Here is a 25,950-nt window from a genome sequence, read left to right as displayed (position 1 = left end):
TTGGTGCAGAATTCTGTTTAACCTCCCGTCAAGCTATCGCGGAGTGAATTCATTTGGACAATTTATTGGAACATTTCGTCACCCTTTGGGTTGTCATTGATCCAATTGGCACCATCCCTGTTTTTATCGCGGTGACCGCTGGTCTTGAAGCTGCTGCTCGTCGTCGAACGGCTTTACTTGCTTCTTTGATCAGCGCAGGGGTGTTGTTGTTTTTTCTTATTTTTGGGCAGCTTCTAATAGAGGCGTTAGATATCGGGCTCAATTCTTTTCAGGTCGCCGGTGGCATCATCCTTTTCCTATTCGCGCTGACCATGATTTTTGGCGAAAGCAAACAGGAAATCGAAAGACGTCAGGCTGAAGAAGACAGGGGCGACAAAATGCATCAGCACAACCCTGCTATTTTTCCTTTGGCCGTTCCGTCTTTGGCTTCGCCCGGAGCAATGTTGGCGATTGTCATTCTTACGGATAACCATCGGTTCAGTGCTGCGGATCAGGGGATTACCGCCATGGTAATGCTTGTCGTGATAGCAATTGCTTTTGTGCTGATGTTGCTGGCAGAGCCTATTATCCGTCTAATCGGGCACTCAGGCGCCGCGATAATAAGCCGGGTTATGGGAATGATTTTGGCTTCGGTCGCAGTAAATTCTGTGCTGTCGGCCTTACTCGAAATCATGAAAACCGGGCAGTTGTAAAAAAGAACGCCGCTCCTTCCGGGCGGAAAGGGCGGCGTTAGGTTTTGCGTTTCTCGCGTGGGATCCGGAATTCCGCGCAGGGGCCGAGGCAGGCCCCTCAAGGGGTTTGGGACAGGCAGGTCACCCTTGACTGAGATGGGGATGACATGCGCGGTTTCTTCGGCACGAGATCGCAGGCAGAAAGGCTCAAAAGCCCGTCGGAAGGTGAAGGGCAACCAATAGCATCACCACCAATGACACGGCTCCAGCAGCGTCCTGCAAGATGGTTGCTTGCGAGCGGCTGAAAGCGGTCTTGATCTGGGTCAGCATAGTTTCACCTCCGGTTGAGTTTTAATCCTTTGTTGACCTTTTGTTCTCACATTTTTCCGAGTCGGTAAAGAACTTTTTGGGAACATTTGTGAACTTATCGGAACTTTTGCTTAACCCACTGAAATTAAACGGATCGCCTGATCTTGTTTCATCAACCACAATAGGACGCGCGCAGCTTCACCCCGATCAGACGTCAATTTGGGATCAACGGTCAGCAAATTCCGCGCATCTGTCTGAGCGACGGCCATCAGACCCGCTTGCCGCTCAAGATCGGCAATTCGGAACTTTGGCAGACCGGATTGTGCTGTTCCTATCAAATCGCCTGCCCCGCGCATTTGAAGGTCTGTTTCCGCAATTCGGAAACCGTCTTCGGTTTCTCGCAAGACTTCCAAGCGTTTCCGCCCGCCATCGCTCAGCGGAGGCTTGTACATAAGTAAACAGGTAGAGGCGTCCGCACCACGCCCAACGCGGCCACGAAGCTGATGCAATTGTGCCAAACCAAAAATCTCGGCTCGTTCAATTACCATAATTGTGGCGTTGGGAACGTTGACACCTACTTCGATGACTGTCGTTGCTACCAGCACCTTGATGTGCCCTGCCTGAAAAGCTGCCATTGCAGCATCTTTTTCCGAAGGCGGCATCTGTCCGTGGACCAGTCCGACGTCATCATCGCCCAGTAATGCCCTCAATCGTTTGAATCTTTCCTCTGCGGCTGTCAGGTCCAATACTTCGGACTCGTCGACTAAGGGGCAGACCCAATAGCATTGTCTGCCTTCCGCGATGGCGCGCCGCAAATGGTCTACCACATCATTTATTCTTTCGGCGCTTATGATTGCAGTCTTGACTGGCTTACGCCCCGGAGGTTTTTCGTCCAGTACAGAAACGTCCATGTCACCATATTGCGCCAGTGCAAGACTGCGTGGAATTGGGGTCGCTGTCATAACCAGAACGTCAGCGCTTTGCCCTTTCTCAGACAGTTCCATTCGCTGACGCACGCCAAAACGATGCTGTTCATCGATGATAGCAAGACGTAAGTCTTTAAATGTAACGTCGCTTTGAAACACCGCATGGGTGCCTACGAGAACCTGAATGTCACCGCGGGCCAAAGCAGCTAGTTTGGCTTTCCTCTCGGCGCCCTTATCTCGGCCGGTCAGTAGCTCTAACACCACACCAGCCTCTTCTGCTAACGGGCGCAGGCCTTCTAAGTGTTGCCGAGCCAATATTTCAGTTGGGGCCATCATGACGCCCTGCCCTCCGGCCTCAACTGCGACCAACAAGGCCATAAAGGCCACAAGCGTTTTTCCTGAGCCTACGTCACCTTGTAGCAATCGGTTCATTCTGGCCTCAGACCCCATATCGTCCGAGATTTCTCGAATAGCGCGTTGCTGTGCTTTGGTCGGGCGATATGGAAGGCTTTTCAAAACGACGCCCTGCAGCGAACCGTTGCCAACACTTACAACTCCCCTCGCCTTTTTTTCGCGTTGTCGCGCGAGCGCAAGTGTAAGTTGATGTGCGAACAGTTCGTCATACGCAAGACGCTCCCGTGCGGGAGCAAAGGTTGAGACATCATCAGCACCCTTTGGGTGATGCGCGACCTTTATCGCGGACGCCCAATCCGGCCACTTCTGTTTTGAAACCTGATTGGGGTCAATCCATTCAACAAGCTCAGGCACCTTCTTCAAAGCACTCTGTGCGGCCTTGTAAGCCGTTTTTTGTGTTACGCCGTGTGTAAGGTGGTAGACCGGTTCAAATTCTGGCAGGTCATCAGCATCAACAGGGGCGACTACGTGGTCGGGATGGACCATTTGCGCCATTCCGTCGAATAATTCCATCTTCCCTGAGACAACACGACTTGATCCTTGTGGAAGAAGTTTTTTGAGGTATTCGCCACGAGCATGAAAAAACACAAGCTGGAATTTTGTCTGGCTGTCCTCAACATGGATTCGATAAGCCCCGCCACGATTCCGAGGGGGCCTGTGTGCACCGACCGTAACCTCAACAGTCAGCGTCGTGGGCAGATCCGCACCAAGTATTGTGTCACGTCGTCTTCTGTCGACGACAGCATAAGGCAGGGCAAACAAAACATCCCGAGGTGAGTTTATTCCCAAGTGACCTAACAGTTGCGCGGTTTTCGGACCTACGCCCTCAAGCGTTTCCAAACCCGCAAAAAGCGGAAATAAAAGTTCAGGACGACCGCTCATGCGTCCCCAATCAGCTGAAGCCAGCCGTCTTCATCCAATGTGTCGATCCCCAAATCAGCGGCCTTCTTGGCTTTGGAACCTGCTCCGGGACCAGCAACCAGCAAATCTGTTTTTTGACTGACTGAGCCAGAAACTTTAGCCCCCAGTGCTTCGGCGCGTGCTTTGGCTTCGGCTCGCGTCATCTTTTCCAAGGTTCCGGTGAAGACGATAGTTTTGCCCGCTACAGGACTATCTGACGCTGGGGCTTTAGGCGATAAAATCGTCAAGTGTCCGATAAGATCGTCGAATGCTTGCCGCTCGTCGCCGTTTGCAAAAGCGTCCGATAATGACAATCCAAGTGTCGCCCCTATGCCGTCAACTCCGATCAAATCACTCCACGCAGCGGCAGCGGAGTCTGGCACATCATAGCGGACAACTGCGGCCTCGCGTGCTTCTTTGACACGAGCACGGCGGCCTTCCTCGGTGGCCGCAATGCGTTCTGCTTCCTCCGCATCTTCAGCGCGTCTTTGGGCCAGCGCAGCGGGGCGCGCAGCGTCAATTGCCCGCGCCATGGCGTTCCAGTTGAGGTAATGCAAAGCCAGATCGCGCGCACCTACCTCACCCACGTGGCGAATGCCAAGTGCAAACAACAGGCGCGACAACTCAATGGTCCGTTTTTCATTTATGGCGGCAAAAAGGTTGCTGGCCGAAGTTTCCCCCCACCCGTCGCGGTTTTTGAGACGAGCCAGGTTGCCAGCGTCTCGCTGTTCCAATGTAAAGATATCCGCTGGCGTTTTTATTGGAAGGACCGGATCGTTATGAAACATCTCGATCTGTTTTGCGCCAAGCCCTTCGATGTCGAACGCTTTTCGGGAAACAAAATGTTTCAACTTTTCAACAGCTTGAGCTGGGCAAATCAAGCCTCCGGTACATCGCCTTACAGCATCTCCGTCTTCGCGAATGGCATCGCTTTGACATTCTGGACACCGCTTTGGAAAAGCGTAAGGAACACTATCGTCTGGGCGCTTAGACAGATCGACATCGGCCACTTTTGGAATCACGTCACCGGCACGGTAAACCTGCACCCAATCTCCGACACGAATGTCCTTGCCTTCTCGGATTACGCCTCCCTTGGCATCACGTCCGGCAATATAATCTTCGTTGTGCAAAGTAGCGTTGGAAACGACGACACCCCCAACGGTTACCGGATGTAGCCGTGCCACCGGGCTGAGGGCTCCGGTTCGACCGACTTGGATATCGATCGACTCCAACCGGGTCCATGCCAGTTCTGCCGGGAACTTATGTGCGATGGCCCATCGGGGCGTGGTTGACCGAAAACCCAGCCGCGCCTGCAGGTTCAAATCGTCCACTTTGTATACGACGCCATCGATGTCATATCCCAGTGTGGAGCGTTGAGCCTCTATAGCCCGGTAATGCTCCAACATTTCAGAAACAGACCCACATAAACTCGTTAGGGCATTTGTTTGAAATCCAAATGACCGAAGCCGTTGAATTGCGGCCATCTGCGTGGCAGCCAGCGGTTCGGACAATTCGCCCCAGGCATATGCGAAGAAGCGAAGAGGCCGGGACTTGGTAATCGCGGGATCCAGTTGACGCAGGGACCCAGCTGCGGCGTTGCGCGGATTGGCAAATGTCTTTCCCCCCAAAGCAGCTTGCCGGGAATTCAGATCATCAAAGTCGGAATGAGACATATAGACTTCGCCACGCACCTCAAGAATATCGGGTGCGTTGTCAATTTTCTGCGGGATATCTTTGACCGTGCGAGCATTTTCGGTGACGTTTTCCCCTACCTCTCCATCACCGCGTGTTGCAGCCTGCACCAGCTGCCCCTGCTCGTACCTAAGTGAAAGCGACAGCCCGTCAATTTTTGGTTCCGCGGTATAGGATAATGGTGCAACGTCCTTTAGGCCCAGATATTTGCGAATTGAACGGTCAAAGTCTGCAATATCCGTGTCATCGAATCCGTTGCCCAGCGACATCATTCGAACAGCATGAGAGACCTTTGCAAACCCATCCGCAACTTTTGCCCCGACCAGATCCGTTGGGCTGTCAGGACGTTTCAGTGCGGGGAATCTCGCTTCGATCTCTGAATTTCGGCGTTTTAGCGCGTCAAAATCGGCGTCTGACAATTCCGGAGCGTCTTCGGCGTGATAAAGACGGTTGGCCCGCAAAATTTCCTTGGCGAGGCGGGACAATTCATTGCGCGCATCCTCTTCTGTCAATTCGGATACGGGAAGTATTTTACTCATGGCCTCGCCCTGTCACGTCGTTCTAATCACCAGTGATAGGGCGAGGAAATTGCAAGGTCCAGTGTCGTACTGACAAGAGATTGGTTAGTTACTCAGACCCTGTTGGGTGGGTTAAAATCAGGCGCCGACCGCCATCCGGGTCTCGACCCCAGTTGCGGATTGTGGATCACGCAGTACATAACCGCGGCCCCAAACGGTTTCGATGTAGTTTTCTCCACCGGTCGCATTGCTGAGTTTTTTACGCAGTTTACAGATGAAAACATCGATGATCTTCAACTCTGGCTCGTCCATGCCTCCATAAAGGTGATTTAGAAACATTTCCTTGGTCAATGTTGTACCTTTGCGCAGGCTCAGAAGTTCCAGCATCTGATATTCCTTGCCGGTTAAGTGCACAGTCTTACCCTCGACCTCAACGGTTTTGGCATCGAGGTTTACTGCAACTTGTCCGGTATGAATTATGGACTGAGAGTGTCCCTTTGACCGCCGGATAATTGCATGGATTCGCGCAACCAATTCTTCGCGATGAAAAGGTTTCGTCAGGTAATCATCGGCACCGAACCCAAATCCCTTGATCTTGCTGTCGGTGTCGTCCGTGCCTGAAAGGATGAGAATTGGTGTTTCGACACGCGCAATGCGCAACTGGCGCAGAACTTCGTGCCCGTTCATATCTGGCAGATTGAGGTCCAGCAGTATCAGGTCGTAATCATACAACTTGGCCAGATCTATTCCTTCCTCGCCAAGATCCGTCGCGTAAACATTCAAATTAGCATGTGTCAGCATCAGCTCGATGCTTTTGGACGTGGTCGGATCATCCTCGACAAGAAGTATGCGCATTTCATTGCTCCAATTTAGTCAAATTCTTCAACTGGTTTTGAACCTGAGCAAAAATGGTTAATCTGCCGTTAACGTTGAATCAATTAGTTTTTTTCTCCTTTAAGTTGCCGATATTTTTTCATCGCGGTCACTTTCAAGGCGTCGACGCCATGTTTGGCGACGGCAGCGACCCAAGTATTGAATTCTTCATCGCTGATACCGTACCTAATCTTCGCATCTGCTAAGGAAATCAGACCATAAAGCACACCACGCACGACTACCGCCTTTCTGGAGGCGACCCACCTTTTCGTCTCGGTGGGGGGTAAATCTGCTCGTGTCAAAATGGTGCCATCGGGTAAAGTAACTGATCGCGGCCCCTCTACTTTTTGTAAATACATAAGTTGACCCTTTCTTATTTTAGATAAGGCTGGACCAAGCTTACTTAAAAGGGCGTGAAACCACCCCTTGAGAGTGTCTAGAATTTTCCTATATTCTGCCGGTCTTTCTTAACCCGGACAGGAACGCACATGGCCTTCGCCGCTGAGAACCAGTTAAACTCGCTTGGCTTTGCCAAACCGCCTTCGGAAACGCGGGTGGTTGTCGCCATGTCCGGGGGTGTGGACAGCTCGGTCGTCGCGGCTGACTTGGCGGATCAGGGTTACGATGTGGTGGGTGTTACACTTCAACTTTATGACCATGGTGCTGCTTTGGCAAAGAAAGGCGCATGTTGCGCCGGAATCGACATCCATGATGCGCGCCGCGTGGCCGAGGCACGAGGTTTTCCTCACTATGTGTTGGATTATGAAAACATCTTCAAAGACGCCGTAATAGACGAATTCGCTGACAGTTATTTGGCGGGGGCGACCCCTGTGCCCTGCATTCGTTGCAATGAGCGGGTCAAATTTAAAGATCTTCTTGAGACCGCCAAAGACCTTGAAGCTGATTGCATGGCGACTGGCCACTATATTCAGCGCAAGATGGGCCCGAATGGCCCGGAACTACACAGCGCCGAGGACGTAAATCGCGATCAATCATATTTTCTGTTTTCTACCACCCCCGAACAGTTGGAATTTCTGCGTTTTCCGTTGGGCCACCTACCCTCGAAAGACGCTACACGTGAAATGGCAGCAAAATATGGGCTTTCAGTAGCCGACAAGCCCGACAGTCAGGACATCTGTTTTGTTCCGAACGGCAACTATGCCAGCGTTATCGAAAAATTACGCCCAGGCGCTGCGGAACCTGGCGAGATCGTGCATGCGGACGGAAGAATTTTGGCCCGACACAATGGTGTCATTCACTACACAATCGGACAGCGTCGTGGTCTTGGAATAGGTGGGCTAAGCGAGCCGTTGTACGTGGTAAAGCTGGACGTGGACAGAAAACAGGTGGTGGTCGGACCGAAAGAGATGCTAGCGACCCGCACCGTTCCGGTGCGCGAGATAAACTGGCTGGGTGATGAGCCATTTACGTCTCGGGCCGAATGGAACTTGTCAGTTAAAGTTCGCTCAACACGCCCTCCGCGCGAAGCGATCGTAAGGCCGTTGTCCGAAACTACAGCTGAAGTTGAGCTGTTGACGCCTGAAGAAGGCATTTCACCCGGTCAGGCGTGCGTATTCTATGCGCCAGAAGGCAGTCGGATATTTGGCGGTGGCTGGATTTGGCGTGGATATTGATAAACAACCGGGACTTTAAAGCATGTCGGTCGCGCTGTTGGACAGGATATAAAGTCCGACGGCTATCATGACGTAGGGTGTTATTCGATCAAACCGTACTAGCTGCGGCGCAAATCTCTGCGCTTTGGGAGCTCCCCAAGCGGCTAAAAGGCTCATCGCAGCTGCAGCGGTTACAGCGCCAATCAGCCCCGCCAATCTGTACGAAGGCGACGATTCCGCAAATAACGGGGTTAATACGGCGAAACTGTCAAAAGACAGACTTAGAAACAAAACAATTACCGAGGCTACGGCGCCTTGGGGCCGAGTTTCAACTTGTTCTCGTTTCCTGATCTGTTGCCACGCTCCTCGCGTCCCTAGCAGCAGCGGTACGATCCCCAGATAACCGATGGCGGCTGGGTAACCGGTGTGGCTCAACCCGACTGCAAACCCCATTGCCAGAGCAAGCAAAATAGCCTGAGCCACAGCGAACCCAGTAACAGGCCGGCCTCGACCCATGACAATTATTAGCCCAAAGAGAACCGCCAGATTGTCCAGGTTGGTCGAAATCTGCGCGATACCTGCCGATAGAGCAAACAATATGTGATCAAGCATTGCCGGCGCTCATCCGGGTCAAAACTGCCCTGGCAGCACGTAGCCCCGGGGGTTCGCCACCTCGTCCCAACTGGTCCATGGTTACCTCCATGGCTTCGCGTTGCGCGTCTGGCTGTTCCAATACTTTGTTTAGTTCCGCCGCAATTCTGTCCGGGCGGCATTCGTCCAGCATACACTCGGGCACGGCGCGTGTCTTAGATACCAAGTTTACGAGCGTGAAAGTATCCAACCTGACCATTCGCTCGGCCATTTTCTGGGTCAGCCAATTCAACTTGTATGCAATAACCATAGGTGTATTCTGGGCCGCCAATTCAAGAGACACAGTTCCCGACGCCGCAAGCGCAAGCTCAGCGGCCGCAAATGCCTCTCGCTTGGTGGCGCTAGCCTGATCTGTGCTTTCATTTCGCGGGTCCAGCACCACTGGGTTACCAGGCCAATCTTGGACAATGGTACCTATTAGGTCGGATGTCGGGGCGACGGTTGGCACCACTACGCGGAAATCCGGTCGAACGGACAGAAAGATTTCCAATGCTCCACGAAAACTGGGGACAAGCCTTTCGATCTCGCCGCGCCTCGAACCGGGCAACACCACTAGGACTGGCGCGTCGCCCAAATCGTGGGTTTCCTTAAAACTTGCAACATCCTGTGGGGTTGCTACTGGTTCACTGGCGATCGGATGGCCGACAAAGTCGCACGCCATCCCAGCGCGTTCCATGTAGGGCGGTTCGAACGGTAGCAGCGCCAGAACATGATCAATTACTTTGGCCATTTTGTCGGCTCGACCCGGACGCCATGCCCAGACACTCGGTGCTACATAGTGAACAGTACGGATGTCGCTGCCGGCCTTTACTATCTTGGCTACCCGCAGCGAAAAATCCGGGCTATCGATAGTGATTAATACATCTGGTTCCGTCGTAAGCACCGCCTCGGCAGTTTCAGAGATACGGCGCTTTAGGTGAAAAAACTTTGGTAGAACCTCGACCAAACCCATAACACTGAGTTCCGACATTGGAAACCGGCTAACAAGGCCCTGAGCCTGCATCAGCGGTCCACCCACCCCGTCAAAACTTACGTCAGGGACAAGTTCCTTCAACCCTTCCATCAAGGCGCCACCAAGGCGGTCGCCTGAAGGTTCACCTGCGACCAGAAAAACGCGCATCAGGCTGAGTGCTCTCGGACTAGAAGAAAAATTCCCATTCGGTCGCATTCACTAATGACGCGCTTGCGGTCCAGAACTATGACACTACCCTTTTCTATAACAATGCCTGCCAGACCAGCGGCCACAACGTCAGGTATAGTTTCGGGACCAATTGTCGGAATATCGACTCGCATGTCTTGATTTGGCTTCGGACCTTTGTAAAGAACGCCGCCGCCAGCGTCAGGGCGTTGTGACAATGACTGTAACATCCACGCTGTGCCAAAAACGCTCTCTATGGCCAGAGCTTGCCCGTTGAGAACTGCACACGCTTGTCCTACGTCGGCAGCACCCATGGCGCGCACTATTGCAGCAGCGCGATCTGCATCCTCCAAGTCACGTTTTGAAGGTTCAATCTGCGTCAGGCAGCCTGACGGCGGAAATATATCTGGCGCGATCTCATGGGCGGATCGGACATCAAGACCGACACTCTCAAAAACACTAATAGCTGCCCGCAGCGCGCCGTCGTCGCCGGACATCATAGCTTTTTGAATTATTGGAACCAGCGGCAAAGTCTGAGCGTCGATCCGTGAAGGATCAACTGCTGGTCGATCAATTGCGCCTGCCATGCAGATTTCCGTCACGCCACGTGATTTCAGCTCCGCTATAAAGCTTCCCAAGTGCTCTAGCGGAAAAACCAGATCTGGTTTGAGGTTTTCGGGTTCTAAACCCTCCAGAGAACATATCAGGGGGCGCTCACTCAATTGAGACGCCAGCTCATCTGGCAAAGTTCCTGTGCCTGCAATCAGAGCTAGCATTCAGCTATTTCCTCGGCGTCAGGATTGACCTGTCGGAAGAAGCAGTCACGAATTCGACAATCTCGCGGACATAGTCGCTTGTTGAACCGCTCAGCCGATCTGCTTTGTCCATGAAAGTGCCTTCCCCCTCGGACAATTCTTTGAACGCGGCTCGCAGCGCAGCAATGTCCTCACGCGGGACACCGCGCCTCTTTAGGCCGACCAAATTCAGTCCGTCCAACTCGCCGCGCGGTGCCTGCACCAGACCGTAAGGAATGACGTCCTTAGGCACCATTGTGAGGGCGCCGATAATTGCACCGCGACCAACGCGCACAAACTGATGTAGCCCTGAAATACCGCCGATGATCGCGTCATCTTCTATGATGCAATGTCCGGCGGCACCTGATTGGTTAACCATGATTACTCGATCACCGATCTGAACATCATGGGCCACGTGCACTCCGGCCATCAGAAGACAATCATCCCCGATACGGGTCACACCTCCGCCACCGTCTGTACCCACGTTTATTGTTACATGCTCACGGATTCGATTACGTTTTCCGATTTCCAGGCGCGTATTTTCACCACCAAACTTCAGGTCTTGCGGTATTTCCCCGATGACAGAAAAATTGAAAACGACACTGTCTTCGCCGATCGAAGTTTCACCCATTACAACAGTATGGGATTTCAGTTCGACGCGGTCGCCAAGGCTCACCTTCGGACCGATGTAGCAGAACGGGCCTATTTTACAGCCTGCCCCGATCTGCGCCCCGTCTTCGATGATTGCGCTGGGGTGAATTTCATTCATGTCGTTTTTTCCATGTCCCAGTCAACATAGGCTGAGAATTCTGCTTCTGCTGCAACCTCACCATCAACGGTTGCGCGGCCATTGAACTTGAAAATTTTGCCGCCTTTTTTGCCGCGCAAGGTTTCAACATGCATTTGCAGAACGTCACCCGGAACGACTTTGCGGCGGAATTTACACTTGTCTATGTTCATGAAGTAAATCAGCAGATCGCTGTCGATCACATCCATGCCAACCCCCAACATAACGCCAGCCGTCTGCGCCATCGCTTCGACGATCGTAACACCTGGCATTATCGGTGTACCTGGGAAGTGCCCTTGAAAGTGCGGCTCGTTCATTGTGACGTTCTTGACGCCTATAGCGGAATTAATTCCATCGATTTCAATGACCTTGTCGACCAAAAGAAACGGGTAGCGGTGCGGCAGTATGCGCTGAATCAGCTGAATGTCGGCACTCTTGGTATCCGTGGTCATGAGGCAGAAGTCCTGTTTCTGATGTCTCTTTATGGCGTGGTTAACAATACAGCCCGTTCAGGGCAAGCGAACCTATTCCCCGCCGTCAATCCTTTGGTTGCCGCCGTCGCCGATCACAGTATCGATGCGGTCGATGGCTGCATCTGTGATATCCAAAGCGTCTGAGCTGAGAAACACGTATGACCGCTCTAAAATCATTGACGCGCCTGCATCCCGCAGCAGCCCAATCAAAATCGGTTCCGCTAATTTTGTGAAGGTGGACCGGGCTTCTTCACTGCGGCGGGCCAATGCATCCAACTTGGCACGTTGGCCTTCGCGGTGCGACTGAACCTTTTCGTCAAATGCCTCCGCCAGTGGACGAAATTCTTCGGCTGTTAATGTCGCCCGTTGTTCGGTCAGGTCTTTTTCTTCTTTGCTTAGCTCTTCGACAATGCGCTCGTTTTCCGCAGCAAGAGCAGCGCCTTCCGTTTCAATTTCTTGAAACACTCGCTTTCCAAATTCTGATTCTGAAAACAATCTATCGCTGGAAATGGTGAGAATGCCGGATTGCGGAAGGCCCAGTTGTTGAGCAAAAGCAGGCTGCACAACCGCCAACGTCATTAAAATGCACAGGGCCCGTAACGGGCCCTGCAATACTGCATTTTTCAAGCTAACCATGCCTGATCAGAACCGGGCCTGAAGGGTCAGGTCAAAATTCTGTTCCTTGTCAAATTCTTCTTTCTTCAACGCTGTGGAGAAATTGAAGCGTAGTGGCCCGAACGGTGTAGTCCATAGAACTGAAACGCCCAGAACATGTCGGATAGAACCGCCCGAGCCGACAATGTCTGCCCCTGCCGTATTCACATTGTCGATGTTGTAGAGGTTGCCGACATCATAGAAAACGCCACCTCGAAGACCAAATTCTTCTGGCAAACCAAGTGGAAAATCAGACTCGAACCTTGCCACCCAGTAATAATTTCCGCCGATAGCGTCATCCTGACCGTTCGAAAGATCCCGGGGGCCAAGACCGGCAGGTTCAAAGCCACGGAAAGTGCTAGGCCCAAGTACAAAACGATCAAGCGTACGGCTAAAGTCGTCGCCAGTCCAATTGAGCGCGCCCATTTCAAGAGTGGCGCGAAGGACCACCTCTTCATTTAGAACCCTCTGTTGGGCGATGGCGCGGGCCGTTGTTTTAATGAACTCGCTGTCCCCGCCAAGACCGGCTGCATCCACGCCAACTTCAAATAGAACCCCGGCATTGGGGTTCAGGCCACCGATGCGACTGTCATAAATGTAGGACACTCCAATCGAACTGGCAGTTCGCTTGCCTTGGTCGATTTCTGACGAAATAACGGCTCCGTTGGTTTCGTTGTCCTGCTGTGTCATCTCGCTTCGGTCCCAACCATAACGAACACGCAAGCTGGACAGTTCACCGATGCGGTAGCTTAACTGTGGATTGAAGAAAACACTTTTGGTGTCGTAGCTGGCAAAGCTGGAGTTTGTAGTGGCCAGACCCAATCCTACATCAAACCGCAACCTCCGGCCCAACAGATATGGTTCGGTGAAGTCGATGGTGTAACGTTCCGCGTCCTGTGCGGTTGAAAGTGAGAGACCCAAGTTTTGACCTCGACCCAGAAAGTTACTTTCGTTCAATCCGATCGCGATACCAAAACCATCCGAGACAGAGTAACTACCGCCTAGGCTAAGCGAACCCGTGGGTTGTTCCTCGACGTCCACGTCGACAATCACCTGACTGGGTGAGGATCCCTCGCGCGGTTCAACATCTGCGACCGCAAAGAACCCAAGGGCTCGGATACGTTCTGCACTCTGCCGAATTTCACGTGGATTGAATGGGTCGCCTTCGACAGTGTCGAATTGGCGGCGGATTACCCGGTCCAGAGTGGTTGTATTTCCCTCGATATCAATGCGTTCCACAAATATCCGCGGACCACGTGTTAGAACGAACTGCACATCCAGCGTTAGATCCCGGTCATTGCGCGTAACACGCGGCTCCACTCGTAAGAAATCAACGCCCTGTTTCAACCCCAGACGCTCAAGCCGGGCAATTGAGTTTTCGACCAATGTCGGGGTGTAAGTTACCCCGGGTTTGATCTTTAGTGCAGCCTGATAAGCCCCCGGATCTACACCAGGAATCTCGCTGACAGTAGTTATTCGGCCAAAAGAAAACTTCTGCCCTTCGGTGACATTCATCACCAGAAAGAACGCATCCCTTTCACGAGTGAATTCCACGTTGGCGCTGTTAACGCGAAAATCGACATATCCGCGGGAAAGGTAGAAATCTCGAATGACTTGCTTATCGAATTCAATTCGATCTGCAATGAACGTGTCGCCACGAATGAAAGTACGCAATACGTTGGCTTGTTTGGTTTCAAGAACGCGACGTAGTCGCCGGTCGGAAAAAGCGCGGTTGCCGACAAAACTGACCCGTTCGATTTCTATGACGGATCCCTCTGCAACCTCAAATACCAAGTCAACTCGGTTGTCGCTGCGGCGGATGATCCGTGGGATAACCGTAGCGGCTACTCGACCTTGCGCAGAATAAATTTCGGCAATCCGGTCGGCGTCAGCCTCAGCCGTCTGAGGGGTAAATACCCTTCTGGGCTGCGACGAAATCGCATCTAGCAAAAGATCGTCTTTGACGCGGCGATTACCTTCGATGCTGATTTGGTTGATTGTAGGGTATTCCTCGACAGAAATTACCAACGTACTTCCACGGGGTGTCAGCTCGACTGTTTCAAAAACGCCACTGTCAAGCAATCGTTGAAAGCTGTCGTTCAATTGCCCGGCCGTCACCGTTTGCCCCGGTTGAATTCCTGTTCGGGCGATAATCGTCGACGATTCAATCCGACGGTTTCCTTCGACCTCAAAAGAATTGATCGTGTAGGTCTGCGCCTGAGCGACTTTAGGAACGGTTACAAAACTAGCTGCTGCAAAGAGAAAAAGGAACGTTAGTGTTTGCCACAAAATCTTGCCTTGCGACCTGTAAGAGCCGCAGAATGTGCCCGTGCCCCTGCTATCAATCATTTTTTAGCTACCCAGAATTTTTGGCCTCTAGCTGCTGAGTAACGGGATTGTTGAGTCTTGTCAAAAGCGCAAAACAGCAAAGCGACCCACTGGGTCGCCCTTTAATCATTCAGAAATGTTAGGGAGAATCACAAGCCAACAAAATAGGCGCCAAGAGCCAACGCAAGTGCGGTTATGCCGAAACTTAACAACACGTCCCAGTTCAGCATGAAAAGGTAGCTAAAGCTCCTGTAGGATTTGCGAAGCGCGTCACTCATAGCAACGGTATCCCTTACCAAGTTCGACGTTAAATTACCTCCGAATTGAGGCAATTTTACGTCCTCGAGGTGCAGCGCACGCCTTATTCAGCAGAATAGATCATTAGTAATTGCAAAAAGCATCAGCGATAGAATGAGGGTCACGCCTATCGCCATAAGTACTCGCAAAGCTTTGTCACTAGGCGGTTTCCCTGCCACCGCTTCGTATGCATAGAAAACAAGATGCCCACCATCCAACGCGGGGATTGGAAAAAGGTTCAAAAGACCCACGGCTGTCGACAATACAGCAATAAAAAAAATGAAATTCTCTGCACCTTGACTGGCCATTGCCCCAGAAGTTTCGGCGATGCCGATAGGTCCGGAGATGTTGCAAGTACTAATCGCCCCGGTGATCATGTGCCACATGCCCGAAAGCGAACCCTGGACAATTCGCACGGTCTGGCTGACGCCACCAGACAAGGAATCCCAAACGTTTGCTGGGACCGTCGCAGGTTCGAGCATCATACCGCCAACGATTCCAATCCGCCAGTGAGTGACAAATCCTCCGTCTGGTTGAGGCTCGTCTGTCCTGCGAGGCGCCAATGCGAACTCAAGATCCGCACCATCGCGCCACACATTCAATAAAAGCGGACGTCCGTTTGAACTCTCAACCTTTTCTTTTAACTGTGCAAAAGCAAAGATAGGATCGCCGTCGACCGCGGTTATCACGTCCCCTGCCTGCAGCTGAATGTCCATAGCTGCGCTGCGCGGAGAGACCTGCTGAACTAATGGAGGGAACAGCCATGGCCCGGCTACATCTATTGTCTGGTCATCGCGAATAACAGTGTAATCGAGTACCGGTTCGACAGGCAGTGACGCGGTAAATTCCGACCAGGTGCTTGCATCGTCAAAATCCGGTGTAGCAATACCTGCAATAGCGACAATTTCGTCCCCGTTCTGCAATCCTTGTATGGTCCCCGGCAGTGGATTCAGCGCCTCGACCGTCAAAGGCTCACGCGAAACCCCTTGTGACCAGAAAATTAGGCCAAAGACTAGTATCGACATTACGAAGTTGAAAACAGGACCAGCCGCAACAGTTGCCGTACGCGCCCACAGTGGAGCCCCATGCATGGTCCGACGCAGCTCTTCAGGGCTTTGCTCGGCGATTTCTGACATAGCGTCCTCGTCTTTTCCCGAGGCAGCGTTGGAATCGCCCAAGAATTTGACGTAACCGCCAAATGGCAACAATGCGATTTGCCATTTGGTCCCGCGTTTATCCATGCGGCTCCACAGAACTGGGCCAAAACCTATAGAGAACACCTCTGCTTGGATTCCGGACCACCGACCTACTATGTAATGGCCATATTCATGCACGGCGACAATTACGGATAATGCCACGACGAATGCGGCGATAGTGTATATCAGCCCGCCGAATTGTGGGATTAAAGATAATATGTCCAAAATTCTTATCCTGCTCGTTTTAGTACGGCTTCATCGACCCAATGACGTGCCAAATGGTCCGTTTGCAGCACGTTATCAAGTGTCAAAGCGGCATCAATATGGCCTTTTGCACCGTCAAACCGGTCTAAAACCGATGATACGACGTCGGTCATCTCCAAAAAACCAATTCTGCGCTGTATAAACAGATCAAGGGCACGCTCTTTTGCGGCATTGAACACTGCGCCCGAAAGACCGCCACTCTCCATTACTTCCCGTGCAAGTCGCAACGCGGGGTAACGGGCTTCGTCCGGGGCAATGAAACGCAGTTGGCCAAGTGCTGCTAAGTCTAACTTTTGGATCGGTAATTCTCGCCTGTTCGGCCAGTTCAGCGCATATCCGATTGCATGACGCATGTCCGGTACGCCCAAATGCGCCATGAGTGCGCCATCTTGGAAACCCACAAGTGCGTGAACGATGGATTCCGGGTGGATCACCACCTCGATTTGGTTTGGTGAAACATCAAAAAACTCTTTTGTTTCTATTATCTCCAGAGCTTTATTAAACATTGAGGCGCTATCGATCGTAATTCGTTGCCCCATGTCCCAATTGGGATGTTTGGAGGCCTGTTCGACAGTAGCCCTCGGCAAGTCCTCGATTGGCCAATCGCGAAACGCGCCGCCGCTTGCTGTGATTACTACCCTGTCAACGGAGCGGATATCCTCGCCGACCAGAGCCTGAAAAACAGCCGAATGTTCGCTGTCTACTGGTAAAATCTGCGCGTTATGCGCCTTTGCCATTTCAAGAACCAAGGGACCCGCACATACCAGCGTTTCTTTGTTTGCCAGCGCCAGCGTTGCGCCTTGTTTCAGTGTTTCAATGCCAGGAGCCAAGCCAGCTGAACCTACGATTGCAGACATGACCCAGTCCACAGGACGCGAGGCTGCTTCGACAAGAGCCGCCTGCCCGGCGGCTGCTTCAACTCCACTTCCTGACAACGCATCCTTTAGATCTTGGAGTCTGCTTTCATAGGCGGTCACCGCAATCTGGGCACCCGTATTTCGCGCGTCTTCTGCCAACTGCGAAATGTTTGCGCCGCCAGTCAAAGCTACGACATCGTATTCCGTTGGCGCGCGCGAAATCAGATCAACGGTGTTTTGGCCGATCGACCCGGTCGCTCCAAAAATGGACACCTTTCGCATCACATTCCTCCGGGCCTATAAATTAGTCCCGCGATCAGAACAAACAACGCTGCGCCCATCATGCCGTCAAATCGGTCTAGAAATCCGCCGTGGCCCGGGATCAGGTTCGAACTGTCTTTTACACCAAGTTTGCGCTTTGCTGCGCTTTCCACAATATCGCCTATCTGACTGGCCATTGACGTTAGAATGGAAATCAGAACGAAAAAAAATCCAAACCCGGCATTCCAAGCAAAAACAGCGCCGACCAAGCCTGCTGCTGCCCAACCTCCGGCTGTTCCGGACCACGTTTTCTTGGGACTAACTTTGGGCCAGAACTTTGGGCCGCCCAGTGACTTTCCAACAAAATAGCCAGCAATGTCAGTCGCCACTACAATTGAGATTAGCCAAACCATCCAGCCAAAGCCCATACTTTCGCGGATGGTTATAAAACCAAGTCCCGAGGCTGCAATCCAAATTAAGAATCCGACAAACATGCCGCGGTGGCGTTTGATTTGCCCTGCCCCAACCAGCGCAGGCGCCAAAAGTACCGGTAATTTGTACAAAGGAGGCAGGTGGTAGCTTACAACAACCGCAAATGCGGTCAAAAGCGCAATTTGTATCGCAACGCTCTGCCGCCCCGGATCGACCATCCGAACCAGTTCCCAAGTCATAACTCCGCATGCTGCGGCAATGAAGGCTTCGAACCACAATCCACCCAGCCATACTTCGACCGCACCCAACGCCGTCAGGCCCGCAGCTGACAAAACTCGTGCTGTCAGGTCAGACCAGCGGTCATTGCTCATGCGGGAACTGCTCCAAACCGCCGCTCGCGTGCTCCAAAGTTGTGACACAACCGTTCAAGTTCGGCCGCGGTGAAATCGGGCCAAAGCGTGTCTATGAATTCGTATTCAGAATAAGCGGACTGCCACAGCAGAAAGTTGGAGATACGCGCTTCGCCGCTCGTGCGGATCACAAGATCAGGATCGGGTAAAACGCGCGTATCTAAATACTTAGGAAGTGTTTCTTCATCTACATCTTCGGGCCTCAGCCTGCCTTCTGCTACATCGCGCGCAAGGCGCTTTGTTGCCCTAGCCACTTCGTCCCTGCCGCCATAGTTGAGGGCGACTGTCAGATGAACAAGGTCGTTGTCCTGGGTCTCTCGTTCCAGCATATCCATCAATTCGATAAGCTTACTGTCGAGCCTTACGCGGTCACCGATAAACCGAACCCGTATACCGTTTTCCTTGAGGGTCTGAGTCTCTTTGATGATGTAGCGCTTGAAAAGGCTCATCAATCCCGCGACTTCGACTTGGGTCCTTTTCCAGTTCTCTGTCGAAAACGCAAAAATTGTTAGATACTTAATCCCCAGTCTTGGGCAGGCTTCGACCACCTCGCGTACACGACGCGCACCAGCATGGTGGCCATAAAGCCTGGGTCTACCTCGTGCCTGAGCCCACCGCCCATTGCCATCCATAATGATGGCAACATGCTTTGGGCCGTGCGTAGGCTCCATATGAGGGTCCTTGGGCATGTGACGTTCTCAGACCTGCATAATCTCTGCTTGTTTAGTTTCCAGCGCTTCGTCAACCGATTTGATCATTGTGTCAGTCAGTTCCTGAACCTCGTTTTCCCAGAACTTTTGGTCGTCTTCGGACATACCGTCAGCTTTGGCTTTCTTTATCTGGTCCATGCCATCGCGGCGAACATTGCGGATCGAAACACGCGCGCTTTCAGCATATTGGCCTGCAACCTTGCCAAGTTCCCGACGACGTTCTTCGTTCAGCTCGGGAATGGGCAACATGATGATCGTACCGTTCAGTTGCGGATTAATTCCCAACCCGCTTTCACGGATTGCTTTTTCAACCTTTCCGACCAGCGACTTATCCCAAACGTTGACCGTCACCATACGGGGCTCGGGCACATTCACTGTTCCAACTTGATTGATCGGTGTCATAGATCCATAAGCGTCAACCATAACGGGTTCCAGCATGGATGCAGACGCCCGCCCTGTCCGCAACGACGCAAATTCCGTCCTGAGATTGGACATGGCGCCTTCCATTCGGCGCTTCAGATCATCGGTGTCCAGTTCGAAATCGTCAGACATACTGCTCACTCCCCGTCTTCAAGTGCTGTTCCCTTGGGTCATAAGCCATCGGAATAGGGTTGTATAGCAATCATGGCCGCCAAATGTGGCAATTCCCAGAGCTCTAGCGGCCATTTTTAAGTTTCTGACCAATTAATTCAGCGACCCATTCGTGTGGGCCGCTGATTTTTTCAAGTCAGGAATTCAAATCTACGACTACGCGCCCTTTAACCTGCCCTTGCAGTATGTCGGCGCCAAGTTTTGGCAGATCTTGCAAAGTGGCAGGATGGACCATCGCTTCAAGCTTGTTCATCGGCAGGTCTGCGGCAATGCGCTGCCAGGCACGAACGCGATTTTCGTAGGGCTGCATTACGCTGTCTATCCCCAGCAGATTCACTCCGCGAAGCAGAAACGGAATTACAGTAGCGGGCAAAGCAGCACCCCCGGCGAGACCAACCGCAGCAACCGACGCGCCGTATTTCATCTGCCCAAGAACCCGAGCCAACATCGCGCCGCCGACGGCGTCCACGCAACCTGCCCAAGTCTCGCTTTCCAAAGGGCGCTTGGTTGTTTCATTCAGTTCTTCTCTTGGGACGATACTCGTTGCACCCAGAGATTTCAGGTAGTCAGCCGTATCAGGGCGCCCGGTGACAGCGGCAACCTCATAGCCCAGATGAGCCAGAATAGCTGTCGCGACAGAGCCTACACCACCAGCGGCCCCTGTAACTAAAACAGGACCGTGACCCGGTTTCAAACCATGGTCTTCTAACGCCATAACGGCCAACATGGCCGTGAAACCTGCTGTTCCGACAGCCATAGCTTGTCGCGTGTCTAAACCGTCCGGCAGCGGCACAAGCCAATCAGCCAATGCGCTTGCCTTTTGCGAGTACCCGCCCCAATGAGCCTCGCCAACGCGCCAGCCCGTCAATACAACTTTGTCGCCAGGTTTATATCGATCGTCGGAAGAGGATTCGACTGTACCCGCATAATCGATACCGGGCACATGAGGATAGTTTCGAACTAACCCTCCTCCTTTTGGCGACATGCATAATCCATCCTTGTAGTTCACCGTCGAATACTCAACTGCCACCGTGACTTCACCATGTGGGAGATCGCTGTCAGAAAGTTGTTTGACCGAAGGACTGGCCAGGCCACTTTCTTCATCTTTTTCAACTACTAATGCATTGAACATCGTTATATCTCCGTAATCCGATCTCAATTTTCGTCCGCTGTTTGTCGTGGGTCATCGCCAGAAACTTTGCTGAACCTCCGCCCACCGCATTCCGTGTTCCGTCATCAACTCGATCCGTGTCCCCGGCTCCCAATAGGCTCGGTCCACCATCCCAATTGCCACGTTGACTCCAAACTCGGGCGAATAGACAGCCGAAGCCACCTGACCCACCTGAGTGCTGTTGGCAAGCAAGGGCCAAGATTGGGTGCACGGTCCAATTTCGCCTTCAATCACCAAAGGTCTTATCTGCCGTGGCGGACCGTTTTCGGCTTGTCCAGCCAAAGCCGATTTGCCGATATAGTCGAGCGGCGAGTTGCAAAACCTAGCCAATCCACATTCATAGGGAGTATTTTCGCGCCGCATATCAGAGCCAAAGCTAAGCAGCCCGCTTTCAACCCGTTCAATGTTATTGGGACACCCCGCTCTGACCTTCAAATTCTGTCCGTTGGCGAACAACGTATCCCACAAGGGCATTCCATATTCGGAACCCTCGACGTAGATTTCGAAACCACCCTGTTTTGACCATCCTGAGCGCGCAACGATGAATTCTTGATCTTCGAACCGCAAACGTTTGTAACGGAAGAATTTTATGTCCCTTACCTGATCGCCGAAAACGCGTTCCATAAGGTCGTCGGCCTTTGGACCCTGAACCGCAAGCGGCGAAACATCGGGCTCGGTGATCTCGACATCCAGACCCAATGCGATTGCAAGACCCAAAGCAAACTGCCACAGGTCACCATCAGCCACAGACAACCAGTATTGATCGTCGGCCAGCTTTATCGCCACAGGATCATTCAGCATACCGCCATTGTGATCCACAATCGGTACATAGTAACATTGATCCGCCTGCATACGGTCCATGTCACGTGGGCTTAACATTTTCATAAGGCGCAAAGCATCCGGTCCCTTGACCTGAACTTGCCTTTCGCACGAAACATCCCAGACCTGAACGTGTTGCTTCAGATGTGCTGCATCAGCTTCGACACTCTCGAAAAACGTGGGTAGAAGCGTGTGGTTGTACACTGTGTATCCGCCAACCCCAGCAGCTTCGACACCGGGTGTAAATGGCGTTTTACGTACGCGTCGGTTAGGAGTGATGACTGCCATTTTCCGATCCTTCAGGCAGAAAAACTACATAATTATAGATGGTTCAGGGTCGAACGTCACTTTGGCCCATGCCAGTCGATCGGGCAAATCTCAGCGGATTTTCCACCAAAGTCCCAAACGCGACCATAGTCTCGAACCTTTGATTTTGTTCCGCGGGCAACAATGATATCTGGTCCCATCCAGTACTTTGAATTCGAAACCATCACTGGATGATCGGCGTCCTTGCCGGCCAACATCTCAATCTCGCCTTGAATCTTGCGTCCAATAACGATCCGGCGTTTGTTTCCGTCGCGCTCTATCTGAACGGGCGCCCGCTCTGCCCCTATGATCTCGCTGACAAGCATTGTGAACAAACCAGTCGTTCCCCCAGCCTGACCGCTGAAAATTTGTAACAGGCCGTTGTAAGCCTTCCCACTGGCGCGTTCGTCCACATAGGCCGCCACTTTCCATTGACCTTCGCCCATGCGGCCCGGAATATCGACCAGCAGTCCCACGTTTAGCCCCGATAAGTCCTCGCCTTCAAAATTTCCCTCGTCGATAATCACGCCCATCCATGCATGGCAATGACCTTCGGTTGGAGGATGTGCGCCAAGCGAGACAACGCAGGGACAAAATACATCACAGGAACAATTTAAGATCAGTTCGCCCTTGATTGCCCAGTCTGTTGGGCTCATTTCACGCCGCTTTGGGTTGGGCATACGACTGTCGATCCGCTGGCTTATGGGAAGTCTGTCCGCCTCTGGTTTTCTGTTCTTTGCCATCACGTTATCCTCCGTAAACGATGTGATGCCCGAGCAGGATTACTCCGCTCGCGATCAAAGCAAACCCCATGGGTCGGGTCACGGCGTGACCTATTTGGGGAAGTTTTTCCAAAACCATAAACAGGGTCGCCAAACCCATCCATAGCAGGCTCATGACGCCGCCAACAAAACCCAGGGCCATGAAGCCCCAACAGCAACCTACGCAGAAAACACCGAGGCCAAGCCCCATTCGAACACCGCCGATATAACCAGTTTTCCAGTGCCCCAAAAAGTAGGTCATGGGAGCGTGGCAGATGCCGTGGCAAGTTTCTTTGAGGCGAGTGAACTGGAATCCGCCCACCAAAACCAACAAGCCGCCTGCTAGATAAGGTGATTTTGCAATCCCCAGCATATCTATTGCACCACCAAAAAGTAGAGCCAATTGAAGTGCAGTGATAAGTGCCGCAAAGCCCGCCCAGACAAGGAAGTATCCACTCAGAACGCCAATCCATCCAGCGCGGCTTCCGTTAGCGCTGCGGATCAGGTCTTCATAGCTGCGCAAAGTCGGAACAAGCGTTGGCAACATCATCGCAGCCATCATAATCGCCCACATCCAGAACAAAGGCCCGAATTCGGCCATGGGCATGTACATGTCCATCCGCGGGTCCATTACACGCATGGCTTCGCCCATCGGACCCGGACGGCCGATCCAATCCAGATCCATATCGCGGTTCATCGAGAACATAGTCCACCACGCCCAAAGGATGGCGGCGTAAAAGCCAAGCCACAATCCGCTGCGTAGCATTGCGCGACTCATTTTCTCCTCCCGACTCAGTTCTTGCTTTTTCAAATGTCAGACTTTTAAATGTCAGACAAATAAAATCTGACATGCTGGCCTTTGGACATGAAAATAGACCCACAAAACCCTGCCGACCTTTCCGCACAGATCGCGCAGGCCATCCGGGACGCGATAGTATCGGGGGCGTTAATTGTTGATGAGCGGCTTCCCTCGGAGACCGAGCTTTCCGATCAGTTCAGAGTTTCGCGTCCAACAGTCCGCGAGGCGTTAAAGAGGTTGGCGGCCCAGTCCCTGATCCGTACACAACGCGGTGCCGCTGGTGGAGCATTTGTAAATCGGCTTAATTTTGAAGACGCCTATTCCCAGCAGATCACGACATCGACGCTGTTACTATCCATGAATGCTGTAAGTTTCGATACGGCGTGCGAGGCACGTTACGCTCTGGAAAGAGCATGCGCCGCTTTGTCAGCCGACCGGCGTACGCCTGACCATTTGGCTACTATGAGAACGGAAATTTTCAGGCAGTCACAGCCAGGACTTACGGACGAAGCGTTTTGTACGTCGGATGTAGCTTTTCACCGAGCATTGGTGGATGGTGCGGGAAATCCGGTTTTGTCCTATCAATTAGCTGGTGCCGTTGAAGCTATGCAGCCGTTGATGAATATGATCACCTTCACAGCGAGGTCGCGAGAGGCGATAATTGCTATGCACAGCAAAATCGCAGATGCGTTAGAAGCACGCGACGCCGATGTTGTCGACGCGGCGCTGGCGGATTTGGAAACTTATACGCGCCAACTGGCACAAGACGTTGCAGAACAGCGCCGCAAGCCGGCCTGAAGCAGAATTTAAACGGAATTGGAGCAGCAGAAGGAAGACACTGAAACACGAGCAGGCAGCCAGTCACCCGGCATCAAGACCGGAACTCTCAAAAATGTTGAATATCAATTTCTTACGGGAGGACGTTATGAACCAAAGACCGGACCCAACCTTTTATCCATCTGCAAAGCTGGCTATGGAAGGACCGACGGAAACACTGGCTTTCACGCTTATGCTTAGTCCAGATTTTTCGCAGCCAGATGGCTTGGCTGTTGTGAACGTCGACCCAACATCGGGAGATTACGGAAAAATCGTTCATCAGGTGATTATGCCCGAAAAAGGGGATGAATTTCACCATTTTGGTTGGAATGCGTGCTCGTCTTCTCTGTCGCCACTTAGCGGACATGCATTCCTTGAACGCCGTTACCTGATAATTCCCGGCATTCGATCAAGCCGAATCTACATTATTGATGTTAAAAATCCGCTGGAAGCCAAAATTCACAAGATTATCGAACCCGAAGAAGTCTTTGCTAAAACTGGGTATTCCCGCCCACACACGATCCATTGCGGACCGGAAGGCATCTATGTCAGCACACTTGGCGGTGGTGGAAAGGAAGGTACAGATGGTCCTCCGGGTATTTTTATCATGGACTGCGAAACCTTTGATATAATTGGTAGATACGAGATCGAGCGCGGAGTTCAAGACAAGCATTATGATTTCTGGTGGAACCTGCCTCGCGATTACATGGTAAGCTCTGAATGGGGATTACCACCGCAATTCGAAAACGGGATCGTGGCCGAGGATCTTCTTTCAAACAAGTATGGGCATCGGATTCACTTTTGGAACCTTCGTGATCGCACCAATATTCAGACCATTGATTTAGGTGAGAACCACCAAATGGCTTTGGAGATTCGCCCCGCTCATGATCCCGTAAAGCAATATGGATTTTGCGGTGTCGTAGTCGATACCACTAACCTGCAGGGTGCGATCTTTACGTGGTGGCGCAACGACGACGGAACCTTTGAGGCGAAAAAGACGATCACTATTGATCCACAACCGGCTGACCCTGACGATTTGCCTGACCTGCTGAAAGGTTTCTCGGCGGTTCCTCCATTAGTCACGGACATCGATCTGAGCCTTGATGATAACTATCTCTACGTCTCCTGCTGGGGAACAGGCGAAATGCATCAATACGATGTGTCAGACCCAATGAACCCAAAGTTGGCCGGCGTGGTTGAAATTGGCGGCATCGTCAAAAAGACGAAGCATCCGAACGGTCAGGAATTTGGCTATGGGCCGCAAATGGTTGAAATCAGCCGGGACGGCAAACGCGTTTATTGGACGAATTCGCTGTATTCGACATGGGATGATCAGTTCTACCCCGGTGATCGTGGAGCCGCTATGGTCAAGGCTGATGTCGGTGAAAACGGTGGCTTGACGCTTGATCCCAAATTCTGGGTGGATTTCCCGAAAGGCTACCGGAGCCACCAAATCCGTCTTGAGGGTGGCGACTGTTCAACTGACAGTTTCTGCTACCCGTCCGTCTGAATTGGAGTT

At 52.3% G+C, this 25,950-nt stretch carries 26 protein-coding genes; 4 read left to right on the top strand and 22 right to left on the bottom strand.

From position 1 onward, the window contains the following. The first annotated feature begins 53 nt into the window (after window positions 1-53). A complete protein-coding gene (locus tag AC2FNE_RS04075; protein ID WP_170606879.1) occupies window positions 54-692 on the top strand; it encodes a MarC family protein in 639 nt (212 codons plus the stop codon). A 186-nt stretch (window positions 693-878) separates the two neighbouring features. Here the strand turns inward: AC2FNE_RS04075 and AC2FNE_RS04070 are convergent, their stop codons facing one another. The 5 genes from AC2FNE_RS04070 to sciP form a co-directional block, all read right to left on the bottom strand. Next, window positions 879-1,001: a hypothetical protein gene (locus AC2FNE_RS04070; protein WP_302477840.1), complete on the bottom strand. Its 123-nt coding sequence runs from the start codon at window positions 999-1,001 to the stop codon at window positions 879-881. Between the two features lie 110 nt (window positions 1,002-1,111). Further along, on the bottom strand, window positions 1,112-3,202 hold the full coding sequence (gene recG / locus AC2FNE_RS04065; protein ID WP_170606876.1) for an ATP-dependent DNA helicase RecG: 2,091 nt from the start codon (window positions 3,200-3,202) through the stop codon (window positions 1,112-1,114). Further along, window positions 3,199-5,451: an NAD-dependent DNA ligase LigA gene (gene ligA / locus AC2FNE_RS04060; protein ID WP_496804824.1), complete on the bottom strand. Its 2,253-nt coding sequence runs from the start codon at window positions 5,449-5,451 to the stop codon at window positions 3,199-3,201. The genes recG and ligA overlap by 4 nt, the downstream gene beginning before the upstream one ends. 117 nt (window positions 5,452-5,568) lie before the next feature. Further along, on the bottom strand, window positions 5,569-6,285 hold the full coding sequence (ctrA, locus tag AC2FNE_RS04055) for a response regulator transcription factor CtrA (RefSeq protein WP_170606872.1): 717 nt from the start codon (window positions 6,283-6,285) through the stop codon (window positions 5,569-5,571). Window positions 6,286-6,368: 83 nt separating this feature from the next. Continuing rightward, complete coding sequence (gene sciP, locus AC2FNE_RS04050; protein WP_170480465.1) at window positions 6,369-6,662, bottom strand: CtrA inhibitor SciP; 294 nt, start codon at window positions 6,660-6,662, stop codon at window positions 6,369-6,371. A gap of 129 nt (window positions 6,663-6,791) precedes the next feature. Here sciP and mnmA point away from each other — a divergent pair, with 129 nt between their 5' ends. Next, on the top strand, window positions 6,792-7,937 hold the full coding sequence (gene mnmA / locus AC2FNE_RS04045) for a tRNA 2-thiouridine(34) synthase MnmA (protein ID WP_170606870.1): 1,146 nt from the start codon (window positions 6,792-6,794) through the stop codon (window positions 7,935-7,937). 15 nt (window positions 7,938-7,952) lie between these two features. Here mnmA and AC2FNE_RS04040 read toward each other — a convergent pair whose 3' ends face one another. The 17 genes from AC2FNE_RS04040 to AC2FNE_RS03960 all read right to left on the bottom strand — a co-directional run bounded on the left by AC2FNE_RS04040 (window position 7,953) and on the right by AC2FNE_RS03960 (window position 23,594). Then, window positions 7,953-8,528 carry a hypothetical protein gene (locus tag AC2FNE_RS04040; protein ID WP_170480462.1) on the bottom strand — a complete coding sequence of 192 codons (576 nt, stop codon included), beginning with the start codon at window positions 8,526-8,528 and terminating at the stop codon, window positions 7,953-7,955. Beyond that, complete coding sequence (lpxB, locus tag AC2FNE_RS04035) at window positions 8,521-9,687, bottom strand: lipid-A-disaccharide synthase (protein WP_170606868.1); 1,167 nt, start codon at window positions 9,685-9,687, stop codon at window positions 8,521-8,523. The genes AC2FNE_RS04040 and lpxB overlap by 8 nt, the downstream gene beginning before the upstream one ends. After that, window positions 9,687-10,481, bottom strand: coding sequence for an LpxI family protein (locus AC2FNE_RS04030; RefSeq protein WP_496804823.1), 795 nt, complete (start codon window positions 10,479-10,481; stop codon window positions 9,687-9,689). The genes lpxB and AC2FNE_RS04030 overlap by 1 nt, the downstream gene beginning before the upstream one ends. A gap of 4 nt (window positions 10,482-10,485) precedes the next feature. Next, window positions 10,486-11,268 carry an acyl-ACP--UDP-N-acetylglucosamine O-acyltransferase gene (gene lpxA, locus AC2FNE_RS04025; RefSeq protein WP_170480456.1) on the bottom strand — a complete coding sequence of 261 codons (783 nt, stop codon included), beginning with the start codon at window positions 11,266-11,268 and terminating at the stop codon, window positions 10,486-10,488. After that, window positions 11,265-11,738, bottom strand: a complete 474-nt coding sequence (gene fabZ, locus AC2FNE_RS04020; protein ID WP_170606864.1) for a 3-hydroxyacyl-ACP dehydratase FabZ — start codon at window positions 11,736-11,738, stop codon at window positions 11,265-11,267. The genes lpxA and fabZ overlap by 4 nt, the downstream gene beginning before the upstream one ends. A 72-nt stretch (window positions 11,739-11,810) precedes the next feature. Then, a complete protein-coding gene (locus AC2FNE_RS04015) occupies window positions 11,811-12,338 on the bottom strand; it encodes an OmpH/Skp family outer membrane protein (protein WP_254442578.1) in 528 nt (175 codons plus the stop codon). Between the two features lie 63 nt (window positions 12,339-12,401). Further along, entirely contained in the window at window positions 12,402-14,762 is a 2,361-nt protein-coding gene (bamA, locus tag AC2FNE_RS04010) for an outer membrane protein assembly factor BamA (protein ID WP_170606860.1), read from the bottom strand. A gap of 128 nt (window positions 14,763-14,890) precedes the next feature. Then, on the bottom strand, window positions 14,891-15,019 hold the full coding sequence (locus tag AC2FNE_RS04005; RefSeq protein ID WP_302477839.1) for a hypothetical protein: 129 nt from the start codon (window positions 15,017-15,019) through the stop codon (window positions 14,891-14,893). An 87-nt stretch (window positions 15,020-15,106) separates the two neighbouring features. After that, entirely contained in the window at window positions 15,107-16,459 is a 1,353-nt protein-coding gene (rseP, locus tag AC2FNE_RS04000) for an RIP metalloprotease RseP (RefSeq protein WP_170480450.1), read from the bottom strand. A gap of 5 nt (window positions 16,460-16,464) precedes the next feature. Continuing rightward, window positions 16,465-17,637 (bottom strand): 1-deoxy-D-xylulose-5-phosphate reductoisomerase, encoded by a 1,173-nt coding sequence (gene dxr / locus AC2FNE_RS03995; RefSeq protein WP_170606856.1) that lies wholly within the window; start codon window positions 17,635-17,637, stop codon window positions 16,465-16,467. Continuing rightward, window positions 17,637-18,419, bottom strand: a complete 783-nt coding sequence (locus AC2FNE_RS03990; RefSeq protein ID WP_170606854.1) for a phosphatidate cytidylyltransferase — start codon at window positions 18,417-18,419, stop codon at window positions 17,637-17,639. The genes dxr and AC2FNE_RS03990 overlap by 1 nt, the downstream gene beginning before the upstream one ends. Continuing rightward, window positions 18,416-19,147: an undecaprenyl pyrophosphate synthase gene (gene uppS, locus AC2FNE_RS03985; protein WP_170606852.1), complete on the bottom strand. Its 732-nt coding sequence runs from the start codon at window positions 19,145-19,147 to the stop codon at window positions 18,416-18,418. Before uppS ends, AC2FNE_RS03990 begins: the two co-directional genes overlap by 4 nt. 9 nt (window positions 19,148-19,156) lie before the next feature. Then, window positions 19,157-19,720, bottom strand: coding sequence for a ribosome recycling factor (gene frr / locus AC2FNE_RS03980; protein ID WP_170480441.1), 564 nt, complete (start codon window positions 19,718-19,720; stop codon window positions 19,157-19,159). Between the two features lie 175 nt (window positions 19,721-19,895). Beyond that, on the bottom strand, window positions 19,896-20,891 hold the full coding sequence (gene acuI, locus AC2FNE_RS03975) for an acryloyl-CoA reductase (protein ID WP_170480439.1): 996 nt from the start codon (window positions 20,889-20,891) through the stop codon (window positions 19,896-19,898). Between the two features lie 51 nt (window positions 20,892-20,942). After that, window positions 20,943-22,037, bottom strand: a complete 1,095-nt coding sequence (locus AC2FNE_RS03970; protein WP_170480437.1) for a dimethylsulfoniopropionate demethylase — start codon at window positions 22,035-22,037, stop codon at window positions 20,943-20,945. A gap of 56 nt (window positions 22,038-22,093) precedes the next feature. Continuing rightward, window positions 22,094-22,798, bottom strand: coding sequence for a DUF1326 domain-containing protein (locus AC2FNE_RS03965; RefSeq protein ID WP_496804822.1), 705 nt, complete (start codon window positions 22,796-22,798; stop codon window positions 22,094-22,096). A gap of 4 nt (window positions 22,799-22,802) precedes the next feature. After that, window positions 22,803-23,594: a DUF2182 domain-containing protein gene (locus AC2FNE_RS03960; protein WP_496804821.1), complete on the bottom strand. Its 792-nt coding sequence runs from the start codon at window positions 23,592-23,594 to the stop codon at window positions 22,803-22,805. A gap of 87 nt (window positions 23,595-23,681) precedes the next feature. On the opposite strand from AC2FNE_RS03960, the gene AC2FNE_RS03955 reads away from it, so the two are divergent. Together AC2FNE_RS03955 and AC2FNE_RS03950 are read left to right on the top strand one after the other, a co-directional pair. Beyond that, the gene (locus AC2FNE_RS03955; RefSeq protein WP_170606846.1) at window positions 23,682-24,413 is read left to right on the top strand and encodes a FadR/GntR family transcriptional regulator; all 732 of its coding nucleotides are present in this window, start codon (window positions 23,682-23,684) and stop codon (window positions 24,411-24,413) included. Between the two features lie 127 nt (window positions 24,414-24,540). Further along, window positions 24,541-25,941: a selenium-binding protein SBP56-related protein gene (locus AC2FNE_RS03950; protein WP_170606844.1), complete on the top strand. Its 1,401-nt coding sequence runs from the start codon at window positions 24,541-24,543 to the stop codon at window positions 25,939-25,941. The last annotated feature ends 9 nt before the right edge of the window (window positions 25,942-25,950 follow it).

It is taken from the genome of Ruegeria sp. YKSD179, from assembly GCF_059612885.1.
The sequence above is the reverse complement of the archived record's forward strand: the minus strand, read 5'-3'. Positions and strand labels throughout refer to the sequence as shown.